The sequence below is a fragment of the Phocaeicola sp. RTP21198st1_B8_RTP21198_201120 genome (assembly GCF_040929485.1).
Lineage (GTDB): Bacteria > Bacteroidota > Bacteroidia > Bacteroidales > Bacteroidaceae > Phocaeicola > Phocaeicola dorei.
Genome location: NZ_JBCOCI010000101.1, coordinates 1 through 14,041 on the forward strand (window position 1 = coordinate 1; position 14,041 = coordinate 14,041).

Consider the following 14,041-nt stretch of genomic DNA (forward strand, 5'->3'; position numbering starts at 1 on the left):
CTTTTGATACGTGCATTCAGATCCACCAAATGAAAAGGTTTAGGCAGATAATCATCAGCTCCGAGATCCAATCCTAGCACTTTGTCTTCTATAGAATCTTTGGCTGAAAGAATGATAACATTTTCCCGTTTATGCATTTTTTTTAACTTTTCCAACAAGTCCAAGCCACTGCCATCCGGCAACATAATATCCAGCAAAATGCAGTCATAATCATAATCCTCTATCTTTTGTAATGCGGTGCGGTAATCGGCAGCAATTTCCACCACATAACGCTCCTTTTCCAATGAGCGCTGAGTCACTTCACGCAAATTAGCATCGTCTTCTACTAATAGTATTTTCATAAGTCCTACTTTTGGTTCTTAAAGACAAAGAAACAAGATAATTCTGAAAAAACACTGAAATAAGAAAAAAAACGAAGAAACCATACACTTTTTTCCATCACCCAACTAATAAACAACAAATATCAAACTAAAAACCGTTATCAACTATACAATCAGCCCCCTGCATCTACCACAACAAGATGCAAGGGGCCACACACAACTCTCTCTAATCAAACCCTAATTATTTGATTTCCATTTGAGAAAAATCCATTTGACTCAAGCCTACTGGTGACGGTGTTTCTTTTAAATCAAAAGAGACTTCCTTTTCACCATTTTTAGCCGAGTTTATTTTTACCTTTATACCCTTTGTTTCCGATGTTATTTTCAAAGAATTCAAATTAAAGGATACCGCACCGTTTCTCCAATAGCCAGTAGTATCAGCATACGTATTGTAACGATACTCTAAATGAATATAGCCATCCTGGACGGGCGTAATTGTAGTGTTCTTTACCAAACTAACCAAATGTTTCATTTTAGAAGGCATGTTCTGATTAAAAATAATATTCAAATAGCCGCCACTAATCCACATATTACCTTCAAATATATCTACAGGATCATTTCCAAACTCCTCTTCATTCTCTGCTGTCAGCTCCTCTATAGGTTTAGTTAGAATTTCCTTTATACTCAACACTTTGACTGAGCAATCATATCCTTCCGGATAATTATCATACAAAGGATTGAAATAAAGAATAACCCGTTGTCCATCTATCGGGGAATACCAAAAATAATCAGTCGTTGCAGGCCAGATTTGTCCCCATCTGTCACCGGTAAAGTCATATACATGGGCACCTTTCACATTTACAGTAGCCCAATCCACTGCCACATCACCAAGAGAGTAGCCGTCACTATCATCACATGATTGGAGAGTGACTCCCATAACTACCAGGAATGCTAATAATAAAAGGTTCAACTTTTTCATAACTATAATGTATTAATCTCTTTTCTACTCTTAAAAGTAAAAAAGAGATCAAATACTGCATTTCATCCATTAATATTAACTTATTTTCAGTAAAAGGCTTGTAGAAAAACCAGATTCATTAAGAAAAAAAATAAAAACTTCCCGATTCGTCACGAACCGGGAAGCTTAAAACTGAGTTATATACAGATTTTCCCATTCAGGGGGAACATGGCTTTTCTATCAGCTTTTCACCCTTGTTTTGTTAAGGTAAATGGTTATATATTTAAAAGTTTAGTTTTTAGCGTATTATGTTAACTCACATAACAAAAAATATACCACGGGGCATAGTACCACTCAATACACTAAAAATCAACAGAATAATCATTTTTTTATTTTCCACATTATGTGGAAATACCACAATTTCATTCCACAATTTTGTAGAATTAATCCCCGTTTTTAAAATATATCTTTATCTTTGTAGAATTGATTACTCACTAAACAATATAATTACTATGAAAAAAAGACATTACGGAATGCTCTCATTGGCATTTACTTCATGCTTGGCTGTTCATGCGGAAAATAAAAATCAAAACACAGACAAGCCCAATGTCATCTTCATTTATGCTGATGATTTAGGATATGGTGACTTGGAGTGTTATGGAGCAAAAAACGTACAAACTCCAAATGTCAACCGTCTGGCATCCGAAGGGATACGATTTATCAACGCACACGCTACCGCCGCTACCAGTACCCCATCCAGATATTCCATGCTGACCGGAGAATATGCATGGCGTAAACCCGGAACAGATGTAGCTGCAGGCAATGCAGGAATGATTATACGTCCCGAGCAATATACTATGGCAGATATGTTTAAAAGCTCCGGATATGCCACAGGAGCATTTGGCAAATGGCATTTAGGATTAGGTGATAAAACTGCACAACAAGACTGGAATGCTCCTCTCTCCGCTTCTCTAGGTGATTTGGGGTTTGACTATTCCTATATCATGGCAGCCACAGCCGACCGGGTTCCCTGTGTATTTATCGAGAATGGCCAAGTAGCCAATTATGATCCTTCAGCTCCGATAGAAGTAAGCTATATAAAAAATTTCCCCGGTGAACCTACCGGAAAAGACAACCCTGAACTTTTATATAATCTGAAACCGAGCCACGGTCATGATATGTCTATCGTGAACGGCATCAGCCGAATCGGTTATATGAAAGGAGGTGGCAAAGCATTATGGAAAGATGAAAATATAGCCGATTCCATTACCGCACATGCAGTTGATTTTATCAAACAACATAAAGACGAGCCTTTCTTTATGTATTTCGCCACTAATGATGTGCATGTTCCCCGTTTTCCACACAATCGCTTCCGTGGTAAAAACAAGATGGGACTGCGCGGTGATGCTATCGCACAATTTGACTGGAGTGTAGGTCAGTTACTCGAAGCCCTCGATAAAATGGGATTGACCCAGAACACATTAATTATTCTTTCCAGCGACAATGGACCGGTAGTAGACGACGGATATGATGACAAGGCAGAAGAGCTACTGAACGGGCACGAACCTGCCGGTAACCTGAGAGGTGGAAAATACAGTGCATTTGAAGGGGGTACCCGTGTTCCTGTAATTGTACACTGGCCTAAAGCCATCAACAAGCCGGAAGTCAGCGATGTGCTTATTTCACAAATAGACTGGCTGGCATCACTAGCTTCTTTGGTAGATGCCCGTATTCCGAAAGGAAGTGCTCCCGACAGCTACAACCGGTTAGCAAATTTATTAGGACAAGACAAAACAGACCGCCCATGGGTTATTGAACAGGCATCCAATCACACCCTATCCGTGCGTACTAAAGATTGGAAATTTATTGAAGGCAGCGATGGTCCTAAAATGATTCCATGGGGTCCGAAAATTGAAACTGGTTATTTAGGTATTCCCCAGTTATATGATATGAAACAAGCAGGTGAAAAGGTGAATTTAGCGACTGAACATCCCGAAAAAGTATTCGAATTACAACAAATATTGAGAAAAGTACGAGATAAAAGTATTCAGATGAAGTAACATGCTGAATACACACCAACCCAATGTTTCCAAAAGGGTGAATCAAGACAAAAGAATCACATAAAAGGTCTTGAATTCACCCTCTTTTTTAATCAAGAAAATTTCAATATGGTCCTCATTTCAAAAGAACCAATCCTTATAGACAAAGATCCTTTTCTTTAAAGTCTAAGTATTTATAACAAAACACCTTGAACACTTTCACAAGAATGGGTTACACACAAAAACTCTCAAAGATACAAGATACGTTTTTCCACTTTACCCATAAAAAAGAAATCTCAATTTATTTCTTTATTTTCCCTTCATTCACCAGTTCAGACAGCGCCCTGGCCAATGACGGACGAGTAACTCCCAGCTTCTGCGCCACCTTCTGCTGATTATGAATAACAGAATGTGTTTCTAGATATTTCAACAAACGAGTCTTTAAATTCAACAAAGCAAACTCATTCAATTTCCTGCTTAAAAAGACACTCCTGTCCGAAATATCCTTCAAAAAATTCTGCATCATCAATGGATGCAAACGCATAAATTCTAAAAATCTTTCTTTACCTATTACAAAAACCTCACAAGGTCCTATTGCCTCTACATTAACGGGAAAACGATTTTCAGTGGCAAAAATAAAAGCCGAAGCCAGCAAGTTAGGAGCTCCAATTTCTTCTACCGTCAGTTCTTTCCCTTCATCATTTATCATTCCCGCCCGTACACTTCCCGATGCAAGAATGTACAGCCCTTTACATAAGTCACCTTGCCGGGCAATGATATCACCCGGTTCAAAGTGCTTCAAACTATTCGGAAGTCCGAATAGGAAAGCAACCAATTCTTCCTCTTTCATTCCCCGGAAAGGAGCCATCTGCAATAATCCTGTCAGTTCCATCCTACTTTCTTTTAACTGTTATTTGTATCCGCTGTAACATATGGTACAACTTAAAAGACGAAAACCGTCTACTTTTGCACAAAAGTAATAGAAATCATTAAAATGAAAAAAGATATGGAGAATAACATGTTTTGTTTCCAATGTCAGGAAACGGCCAAAGGTTTCGGTTGCACCTTAAAAGGTGTTTGTGGAAAAAATGCAACTACAGCACGTACCATGGATTTATTGCTCTTTGTAGTACGAGGAATTTCTGTTGTGGCGGATCAATTGCGCCAGCATTCCCTCCCCGTTGAAAAAGAAGTGGACAATTTCATTGTAGACGCCTTATTCTGTACCATTACCAATGCCAATTTCGATGACGAAAGCATTACGAAACGCATTGACAAAGGATTAGCAATACGTGATGACCTTAAGCATCAAGCCTCTGCCAAGGATATTCCTCTGCCGGAAACCGATGAGTTAAATTGGAAAGGCAGTCACGATGAATATGATGCAAAAGCCGCAACAGTCGGAGTTTTACGTGAACAAAACGAGGATCTACGCTCTTTAAAAGAACTGATTATGTATGGTCTGAAAGGAATGGCTGCTTATCTGGAACATGCCATGAGGTTAGGACATAATGACGAAAGTATTCATCGTTTCATGCAGAACACCATCGCACAAATTACAACAAAATCTTTATCGGCGGATGAACTGACTGTATTAGCACTGAAAACAGGTGAAATAGGCGTTCGAACAATGGCTTTGCTCGACAAGGCAAACACTTCCAGTTATGGTAATCCGGAAATTACCCATGTAAATATAGGAACAGGTACCCGCCCCGGTATTCTGATAAGCGGACATGACCTGCATGATCTGGAAGAATTGTTGGAACAAACCAAAGACAGTGGCGTGGACGTATATACTCACGGTGAAATGCTTCCTGCACATTACTATCCAGCATTCAAAAAATATACACATTTTGCAGGAAACTATGGAAATGCCTGGTGGAAACAACGGGAGGAGTTTACCTCGTTCAATGGTCCTATCCTGTTCACAACCAACTGCATCGTTCCTCCTCTACCCAATGCCACTTATAAAGAACGCATGTTTACCACTAATTCTACCGGATATCCCGGTTGCAAGCATATTACAGCAGACGAGAAAGGACATAAGGACTATACTGAAATTATAGAAACAGCCAAACAATGTGCCGCACCGACAGAAATAGAACATGGAGAAATCATGGGTGGTTTTGCCCATAATCAGGTATTACAACTAGCAGACAAGGTCGTAGAAGCGGTAAAGAGCGGAGCTATCCGTAAGTTCATCGTCATGGCAGGTTGTGACGGACGTATGCGCAGTCGTGATTACTACACCACTTTTGCCGAGATGCTCCCCAAAGACACAGTCATTTTGACTGCGGGATGTGCTAAATATCGTTATAACAAACTAGGGTTAGGTGACATTAATGGCATTCCGCGTGTTTTAGATGCAGGACAATGTAACGATAGCTATTCATTGGCAGTCATCGCCCTCAAACTGAAGGAAGTATTCGGGCTACATGACATCAATGAACTGCCCATTATTTACAATATCGCCTGGTATGAACAGAAAGCGGTAATCGTATTGCTGGCATTACTCAGTTTGGGAATAAAAGAGATTCATCTCGGTCCCACCTTACCCGCATTCCTCTCGCCCAACGTGACGAAAGTACTGGTCGAAAACTTTGGAGTAAGCGGTATCGGTACAGTAGAAAGTGATATGAGAAAATGGGGATTAACGAACGAATAAACGGAATAATTATGAAACAGAAAAATTACCATTCATGTACAGTCGGACAAATTGTAGCCGGCAACTTTGATACAACCAAAGTATTCTCCCGTTACCATATTGATTTTTGCTGCCATGGCAATACTCCGTTTGCAGAAGCCTGCCGGAACCGTGGTATTGATCCCGAAGCAGTAGCACATGAATTAAATGAATTACAAGAGAATACGGTTAGTAATGCTCCTGACTTTGCCGGATGGCCCATCGATTTATTAATAGACTATGTATTGAAAATACACCATCGGGGAATCCGTGCCAAAGGTCCGCAAATAGAAGCATTATTAACCAAAGTAACCGAAGCGCATTCAAAGAATCATCCAGAGTTACTGCAAGTCCAGGCACTGTTCCGCGACTCGCTTCTTGATTTGGAAAATCATTTATCAAAAGAAGAGAATGTATTATTTCCTTATGTTTATGAAATGTTCCAAGCCAAAGAGGAAGGCTTGAAAGTAGCTAAATTCCATTGCGGCACCATTCTGTATCCCATCGAAGTGATGGAAGATGAACATAATCACGAAGGAGAACGTTTTGAAAAAATCTCTTCATTAACCAACGGATTCACCGCCCCTGAAGATGCTTGTGCCAGCTTCCGCTTGGTTTTACAACAATTGAAACAATTTGAAGAGGCATTACATGAACATATCCACCTGGAAAACAATATCATTTTTCCCAGAGCATTAGAATTGGAAAAGAAGGAAGCCATCTGATAACTACACCATGACACTTCCATTTACAAAAGTGCCCAAAGTGAAATAATGCACAAATCACTTTGGGCATCTTCATGTATTATAACCCACGCTCCACTATATAATCTTGTCCCTGTTCTGTCATCAAGTCATATTCATACACCTTATACAAAGCAGGATATTGCGGGTTTATCTCCTTGGTAACCAAAGGCTCTTTGATCTCTGCCTGCATATAATATTCATTCGGATTCTTACCTTTTGCCTCTTTTAATCCAACCCCACGCAAAGGAACATACGAACGTAAACGCAAATTACCTCCCAAACGGGAATGAATCTTCGCTTTATCCAGCTGCACGCCATTCCAGTTCATATCCACCACAAATCCTCCACGGGCAACCAGTCCTTGCACACTTCCTGTGGCCCAGGCATCCGGAAGAGCCGGAAGCAAATGTACAGCTCCGTCATGGCTCTGCAACAACATTTCAGCCACACCGGCAGTGTAGCCAAAATTACCGTCAATCTGAAAAGGCGGATGAGCATCAAACAGATTAGGATAAGTCCGTCCTTGCGGATAAGCCTCTTTCACTTCATCCCCAGGCAGCAGCTTCAACATATTATTAATAATCCGGAACGCATGATTACCGTCCAGCAAACGGGCCCACAGATTAACTTTCCAGCCAATGGACCAACCGGTAGCTTCGTCGCCACGCTGTAACAACGTGTTTTTAGCTGCCTGGAAAAGCAAAGGATGGGTGTAAGGAGATATCTGATTACTAGGGAACAATCCATATACATGAGAAATATGGCGATGCTTGTCATTCGGATTATCCAAGTCTTCCAGCCATTCCTGTAACTGATTGTATTTCCCGATCTGCATCGGGGCCAGACGATTTAACATAGACTGCAAAGAATCTTGATAAGAAGCGGACATTTTTAGAATTCTTGACGCATGCAATGCATTGCTAAGCACATCGAAAATTATCTGATTATCCATCGTACAACCTGCCACAATCGTTGAAGCTTTTTTAGTATCCTCTCCCGAAGGTCCATGTTCCGGAGACATGGACGGAGCAGTCACCATCCAACCGTATTCAGGATGTTCAGTCAAATAATCAAGATAAAAATCAGCAGCTCCTTTCAATGCCGGATAGGCTTCGGAAAGAAACAGCTTGTCCCCACTATATAAATAATGCTGCCACAAGTGGGTAGTCAACCAAGCACCTCCCATGGGCCATGTACCATAAAACGCCTTATCCACCGGACCGGTGGCACGCCATATATCTGTATTGTGATGAGCCACCCATCCGTTGCATCCATACATAGTCCGTGCCGTTTCCCTGCCGGTAACTGACAATTCTTTCACCATTTCGAACAAGGGCTGGTGCGTTTCACTCAGATTGGTCACTTCAGCCGGCCAGTAATTCATTTCCGTATTAATATTGATGGTATATTTTCCATCCCATGGAGCAGCCAGTTTATTATTCCATATACCTTGCAAATTGGCAGGCTGACCTCCCGGCTGGGAGGAGGAAATAAGCAAATAACGTCCATACTGAAAAAGCAACACCGCCAAAGAAACATCCTTACCTTCATTGAACAGTTCGATGCGTTTGACAGTTTCCAACTTAGCCCGCTCACTGGTTCCCAAATCCAATCTTACACGGTCAAACTGCTCTTTATAAAGAGCTATATGCTCCTGTAAAACCTGACTATAAGGGCGTCCCAATGCCAGAGACAGATATCCGGACGCTTTTTTACTCTCATTGCCACTTATATCGTGATAATTAATAAAATTCGTACCCGATGAAACATACAGAGTAACACTGTCCGCTCCTTCCACTGTAATGTTTTGGTCATCAATTTTCACCTTACCTCCATCCACATCAGCCTGTGTCTGTGTTTCCATACGAATCAATCCTTTCACTCCCTCATGATCCCTACCCTTTCCGGTCAGAACCAATTTCTTTCCTTTCCTGCTGACTTTATGCTCCAATGGCGACACATATCCGACCTTAAAATTCAGTTTTCCCGGCCGGTCTGCTGTCAAACGAACCACTACCACCTTATCAGGAAATGATGCAAAAACTTCACGTTGAAAAGTCACGCCATCCACTTTGTAACGGGTAGTAGCCACCGCACGTTCCAAATCCAGATCACGATAATAATCGGTAACCTTTTCATGTCCGGGGGTTTCTATAATCAAACTGCCGATTGTCTGATAGGGCATACCATGCTTCCCGGCATAAAAGTTTTCTTGAATCAAGTTCTGAGCCTCCATGTTTTTTCCGGCGAAAATCAGTTCACGCACTTGAGGCAGACTTTCCAATGCTTCCGGCTTGTCATTCCGGTAGGGACTGCCTCCCCACATGGTTTCATCGTTTAGTTGAAGTTCTTCACGGGCCGTTCCGCCATATACCATCGCTCCCATCCGGGAATTGCCGACCGGAAGCGCTTCCACCCACGTCCCGGCAGGTTGCTTATACCACAATTTCAGATCACCTGCCTGAATAGATAACGAAAAAGACAATAAAATGCCTGCTAATAATGAATAAGTTTTCATGGTTAATAGATATTGTATAATGTACAAATATAATTCTATTAACCATACAAACGAAAAGACAGAAGCATTTTATTGTCTAAAAAACAATTATGATAAAGAAAAGACCAAATATTACACCTCCTCCCTATCTGATAACCGGAATCACATAATCGTATTTTCTCAATATTTCCGTTACAGGAGACAGTGGAAGCAAGTCAGGGCGGGGAGATATAAAAGACTTGCTGCCGATAGCCGAGCAATGCCAGGAAATGGGATTCACGGAAGAACTGACAAGACTGCTTGCCTACTTCCAACCCGTAGGGTTCAGGGGAAACTGCATTCACGGGAACACCGGGAAAAGTCCGGAACGGCATATTCAACGGCAACAGTAAAGAGGAATCCGCAGAAGAAAGGAAAGTTCCGGTTGTGCATTGACGGAATGCCTATACTTGAATGGTTCAAGATGAATTTAAAGAGCTTAAGGAAAAGCTGGCTGTAGGCCACACTCCAAAAGAGAAAAACAGGCCCCAAAGAGAGTTGAGAATATAATTCTTTGGTAGAAAATAAAAGTGTAATTCTAATTGTTAATGAATTGCACTTTGAGTATTTTTGTAAATACTTTGTTTCACTGATAAATAAACCAAGATGAAAACTATATTTTCATGTTTCTTCTGTCTTTTCTGTCTTTTCACTATCGGGTGTACGCATCAGTCCAGTCAAGAAAACTGTGTAGAAATCGGCAGTGCGGATGCAATCTGTGTAAGCACCGATACTTTAGGGAAAACAGTACGCATGAATATGCTACATGGGCATTATACCACTGAAAGTGAAGAAGTGTTCGCTATTGTCCTCAATCCTCAGAAACTTCCACTAAGTTATGGCAGAAGATGGATTTTAGAAAGATGGGAAAATAATCAATGGGTAAGGCTTTGGACGAAAAAGCCCACAGTTTTTTTTGATGACGAAATTATACCGATTACCCCACCTATATATTATTGTTTCAGTTTTCCTATTAAATACTATAAAACAACTCCCGGCAAATATCGTATTTCCACATCAATGTGGAATGATTTGGAGAAAATCAATCTCAATGCTGAATTTGAAATAGAATAAACATCCCTTTCACTAAACAATTCAATGTTATGAAAACAAAAATATGGGTAGGAGTTCTATTTTACTCTTTTATGGGATGTGCGAATAAGGCACCAAAATCAAATCTTACAAGCAAATCAATTCCTAAAGAGCCGGAAGGGTATGGTGTCCGGTATATTCCCGTGCAAGAAGAACCGGTAGAAGAGAATACGGTTTATGAGGTAGTAGAGGAAATGCCAGAATTTCCCGGTGGTATAAATAAATTGTTACAATTCATCAACGATAATATGAAATATCCAACCAAAGCACAAACGGAAGGAATGCAAGGAAAGGTTATTGTTCAATTCATCATAGACGAAGACGGTTACATAATAGAACCTAACATAGTAAGGAGTGTTGAGTCTTCTTTAGATAATGAGGCACTACGTCTGATAAAAATGCTTCCTCAATGGAAACCCGGCACACTAAAAGGAAAAGCTGTAAAGGTGAAATATACAGTCCCAGTAGCTTTTAAACTCAAATAATAGCAACTATAAAACATTTATTACTCATATTCCCGTAATATTCGAAAATCACCATTCCCCTCGCAACAATGTGCTTGAATAAAACAAAACACCCACCTTTACATTAACATATGTAAAAGTGGGCACTATTTCTTTAAATTATTGATTTTCAACGCTTAATGCGGTGCGTACGGGACTCGAACCCGTGACCCCATGCGTGACAGGCATGTATTCTAACCAACTGAACTAACGCACCAAATTTCATTTTTCTTATACTGCATCTCTCTCGATTGCGGTTGCAAAGGTACGCAAAATTTCGATATCTGCAAGCATTTTACGAATATTTTCTTGAACTTTTTTACATCAACTCTGATAATAAGCCATTTAAGATACAAGAAAAATAAAAATACAAAAAAAAGAGAGCACTTCATGTATTTTTTAAATATAATATGTATATTAGTCGTGTAAATAAAAGGAAACGCAACTATGGATATGCATGTTTTTCAAGTAGAATCAAATAAAGTACTTCCACAACAGGGAAGCATCCTTATATCCTCCCCTTTCATGAACGACTACCACTTTACAAGAGCAGTCGTGCTTCTTATCGAGCATAATGACGAGGGAAGTATGGGTATTATCATGAATAAAGATTTCCGTTACCACATTCTGCTCAATGACCTCATCCCCGAATTGGAGTTCGCACAGCGGGTCCCGGTGTATAAAGGCGGGCCGGTGAGCCGGGAGACAATATTTTTCCTGCATACGCTAAAAGATCTGGAAGGCGCACTGCCTCTGGGAAACGGGCTTTATCTGAATGGTGATTTCAATGCCGTGCAACAATATATACTGGACGGGAAGCCCATTGAAGGAGTGATCCGTTTCTTTGCCGGTTATGCGGGATGGGATCATGGACAACTTGCCAAAGAAATAAAAGAGAACTCATGGCTCATAGGAAAAGCCGGGAAAGAAACGTTGCTCAACCAGCACTTCCGCGACTTATGGCATACCAGTTTGAACGAAATGGGAGGCAAATACGCCATTTGGGCCCGCTATCCCCAATACCCCTCCCTCAACTGAGATTCAGCTTCTGAACAACCAGCACATCCGTATAGCCACCGCCAAACGTATGCGCCCACTCTTTCAATACCGCACTCTCTTTGTACCCGCACGCCGCAAAGAGTCTGCGGGAAGGAAGGTTTTCCACAGCGATATAGGCAAACAACTGATGAATTCCCAGATAACGGAAACAGTGTTCTTCCAGCAAAGCCAAGGCGTTACGCCCTATCCCCTGCCTGCGACAGGATTTATCCACCATAATCCCCACCTCGGCCCGGTTGTGCAAAGGATCAAAAGAACATAGATCCACAATCCCCACCACCTGCCGGTTCCCGTTTTCTATCATCAGGCGCAACTGGCGGTCGGCAAACAAATCATTCTGGGTCTGCTCTATGTACTGCTTCAACTGAAAACGCGAATACGGGCCTGTGGTATTGCTCATCTCCCACACATCCGTAGCGTTCTCAAAGCGGAACATGACTTCCAAGTCTTCCGGCTCCGGTGCACGGAGCCTTATCCCGTTCCCTTGAAAATGCCGGTCACTCATCATAAAGCAGGCTCCTCATTCTCCTCTTTTACCAAATCCAGCTCATCCAGCATCCGCTTGCGGGTAGGGACACAGAACAGGGAAGCGATCAGCGCCATCATGGCACACAATACGCCCGTGTTGTTCAGAGTCAGATAATAAAATGACAAGTTCACCAATACGGGAACCACCAGCATCCCCGTCCTTATCTCACTCCAGCGGCGATAACTTTTCAAGGCTTCCGGCAATGAACGCTGCTTCACATTCTTCACCAAGGAAAGGCTGAACAGCCGGAGCGATAAAGGAATCAGCCCCACCGCCAGTAAAATCCCTACCGTCTGCAAGACATAATCCATACGGACATCGCCCGCGTAAGCCCCCTCGGTCATCACCCCTGTTTCATAAAGAGCCACCAGGAGCAAAGGCAACACCCATACCGCCACATATTCTATCTGCAAGTATCGCAGCAATTGTCTTATCTTCTTTTCCATTTCTTTCTGTTTTTCCCAGTTTATGCCGTTCCCGTAAACAAAGTACGATTTATGATGGAACGTCCCAACGTCACTTCATCCGTATATTCCAGCTCATCCCCGATAGAGATACCACGCGCTATCACACTTAGCTTCACGTCCATGCCGTCCAGCTTGCGCGAGATATAGAAATTCGTCGTGTCCCCCTCCATCGTCGAGCTCAAGGCAAGGATCACTTCCTTCACCTCACCGCCTTTCACCCGTTCCACCAGACTTTCTATCTGCAGATCGGAAGGGCCTATGCCATCCATGGGCGAGATGACTCCCCCCAGGACATGGTACAGCCCCCTGTACTGCTGCGTGGCTTCCACCGCCATCACATCACGGATACTCTCCACCACACAGATCGTGGAAGCGTCCCGCGCCGGATTGGAACAGATACGGCAAGTTTCCGTGTCCGATATATTATGGCACACTTTACAATATTTCACTTCATGTTTCAAGGTAATCATCGCATTACCAAACGCCTCTACCACAGCTGTATCCTGTCTGAGCAGATGCAATACCAGCCGCATGGCGGTCTTGCGTCCCACACCCGGCAACTTGGCAAACTCTCCTACCGCTTTTTCCAGCAGCATGGACGGATATTGTTGGTTCATCAGTTATTTTGTATTATAATGGATGCAAACTTACGCAATTTCAACGATTTTGAGTACATTTGCACTCAAAAAAATAACATGAACGGAATTTATATTCTGCTGACCATACTGCTCTATTTCGGAATACTGCTGCTTGTAGCCCGCCTTACCGGCCGTCATTCCGATAATGACGCGTTCTTCCGCGGCAACCGCCGTTCTCCCTGGTATATTGTTTCTTTCGGAATGATCGGAGCCTCCCTTTCGGGAGTTACCTTCGTTTCCGTCCCGGGTATGGTACGCGGCATCGACATGACCTATATGCAGACCTGTTTCGGCTTCTTCATAGGCTATCTCATCATCGCCCACGTTCTGCTGCCGCTTTATTACAGGTTGAACCTGACCTCCATCTACACGTATCTGGGAGACCGGATCGGAAGGCACGCTTATAAGACGGGAGCCTCCTTTTTCCTTCTGTCCAAGATCATCGGAGCCGCAGCACGCCTTTATCTGGTA

14 protein-coding genes, 1 tRNA gene and 1 pseudogene are annotated in these 14,041 nt (G+C 42.1%); 8 read left to right on the top strand and 8 right to left on the bottom strand.

All coding sequences use genetic code 11. From position 1 onward, the window contains the following. Both AB5935_RS21630 and AB5935_RS21635 read right to left on the bottom strand, forming a co-directional pair. A partial coding sequence (locus tag AB5935_RS21630; RefSeq protein WP_368327563.1) for a response regulator transcription factor occupies positions 1-341 on the bottom strand: 341 nt, incomplete at its 3' end. Positions 342-561: 220 nt separating this feature from the next. Next, positions 562-1,299: a NigD-like protein gene (locus AB5935_RS21635; RefSeq protein ID WP_235290331.1), complete on the bottom strand. Its 738-nt coding sequence runs from the start codon at positions 1,297-1,299 to the stop codon at positions 562-564. A 491-nt stretch (positions 1,300-1,790) separates the two neighbouring features. Here AB5935_RS21635 and AB5935_RS21640 point away from each other — a divergent pair, with 491 nt between their 5' ends. Continuing rightward, complete coding sequence (locus AB5935_RS21640; RefSeq protein WP_032943217.1) at positions 1,791-3,338, top strand: sulfatase family protein; 1,548 nt, start codon at positions 1,791-1,793, stop codon at positions 3,336-3,338. A gap of 280 nt (positions 3,339-3,618) precedes the next feature. Here AB5935_RS21640 and AB5935_RS21645 read toward each other — a convergent pair whose 3' ends face one another. After that, the gene (locus AB5935_RS21645) at positions 3,619-4,209 is read right to left on the bottom strand and encodes a Crp/Fnr family transcriptional regulator (protein ID WP_229532144.1); all 591 of its coding nucleotides are present in this window, start codon (positions 4,207-4,209) and stop codon (positions 3,619-3,621) included. 114 nt (positions 4,210-4,323) lie between these two features. Between AB5935_RS21645 and hcp the strand changes: the two genes are divergently transcribed. Both hcp and ric read left to right on the top strand, forming a co-directional pair. Then, the gene (gene hcp, locus AB5935_RS21650) at positions 4,324-5,982 is read left to right on the top strand and encodes a hydroxylamine reductase (protein ID WP_118420382.1); all 1,659 of its coding nucleotides are present in this window, start codon (positions 4,324-4,326) and stop codon (positions 5,980-5,982) included. 11 nt (positions 5,983-5,993) lie between these two features. Further along, a complete protein-coding gene (gene ric / locus AB5935_RS21655) occupies positions 5,994-6,725 on the top strand; it encodes an iron-sulfur cluster repair di-iron protein (protein ID WP_005846790.1) in 732 nt (243 codons plus the stop codon). A gap of 79 nt (positions 6,726-6,804) precedes the next feature. On the opposite strand, the gene AB5935_RS21660 is transcribed toward ric, so the two are convergent. Continuing rightward, positions 6,805-9,264 (bottom strand): glycosyl hydrolase family 95 catalytic domain-containing protein, encoded by a 2,460-nt coding sequence (locus AB5935_RS21660; protein ID WP_032952873.1) that lies wholly within the window; start codon positions 9,262-9,264, stop codon positions 6,805-6,807. A 218-nt stretch (positions 9,265-9,482) separates the two neighbouring features. Here AB5935_RS21660 and AB5935_RS28465 point away from each other — a divergent pair, with 218 nt between their 5' ends. The 3 genes from AB5935_RS28465 to AB5935_RS21675 all read left to right on the top strand — a co-directional run bounded on the left by AB5935_RS28465 (position 9,483) and on the right by AB5935_RS21675 (position 10,859). Continuing rightward, complete coding sequence (locus AB5935_RS28465) at positions 9,483-9,635, top strand: hypothetical protein (protein WP_410523899.1); 153 nt, start codon at positions 9,483-9,485, stop codon at positions 9,633-9,635. 253 nt (positions 9,636-9,888) lie between these two features. Continuing rightward, positions 9,889-10,356: an immunoglobulin-like domain-containing protein gene (locus AB5935_RS21670; protein WP_011965847.1), complete on the top strand. Its 468-nt coding sequence runs from the start codon at positions 9,889-9,891 to the stop codon at positions 10,354-10,356. Between the two features lie 29 nt (positions 10,357-10,385). After that, positions 10,386-10,859, top strand: a complete 474-nt coding sequence (locus AB5935_RS21675; protein WP_229051069.1) for an energy transducer TonB — start codon at positions 10,386-10,388, stop codon at positions 10,857-10,859. Positions 10,860-11,020: 161 nt separating this feature from the next. Here the strand turns inward: AB5935_RS21675 and AB5935_RS21680 are convergent. Beyond that, positions 11,021-11,094: transfer RNA gene (locus tag AB5935_RS21680), tRNA-Asp, on the bottom strand. A gap of 230 nt (positions 11,095-11,324) precedes the next feature. Between AB5935_RS21680 and AB5935_RS21685 the strand changes: the two genes are divergently transcribed. Then, positions 11,325-11,915 (top strand): YqgE/AlgH family protein, encoded by a 591-nt coding sequence (locus AB5935_RS21685; protein WP_005846781.1) that lies wholly within the window; start codon positions 11,325-11,327, stop codon positions 11,913-11,915. Here the strand turns inward: AB5935_RS21685 and AB5935_RS21690 are convergent. From AB5935_RS21690 to recR, 3 genes are read right to left on the bottom strand one after another with little or no spacing between them, the layout of a single operon-like run. Next, positions 11,908-12,444 carry a GNAT family N-acetyltransferase gene (locus tag AB5935_RS21690; protein WP_005846779.1) on the bottom strand — a complete coding sequence of 179 codons (537 nt, stop codon included), beginning with the start codon at positions 12,442-12,444 and terminating at the stop codon, positions 11,908-11,910. The genes AB5935_RS21685 and AB5935_RS21690 overlap by 8 nt on opposite strands. Continuing rightward, a complete protein-coding gene (locus AB5935_RS21695; protein WP_005846777.1) occupies positions 12,441-12,911 on the bottom strand; it encodes a hypothetical protein in 471 nt (156 codons plus the stop codon). The genes AB5935_RS21690 and AB5935_RS21695 overlap by 4 nt, the downstream gene beginning before the upstream one ends. A 20-nt stretch (positions 12,912-12,931) precedes the next feature. Continuing rightward, positions 12,932-13,549, bottom strand: coding sequence for a recombination mediator RecR (recR, locus tag AB5935_RS21700; protein ID WP_005846775.1), 618 nt, complete (start codon positions 13,547-13,549; stop codon positions 12,932-12,934). Positions 13,550-13,567: 18 nt separating this feature from the next. Between recR and AB5935_RS21705 the strand changes: the two are divergent. Next, positions 13,568-14,041, top strand: a pseudogene (locus AB5935_RS21705) (sodium:solute symporter); the annotation flags it as partial.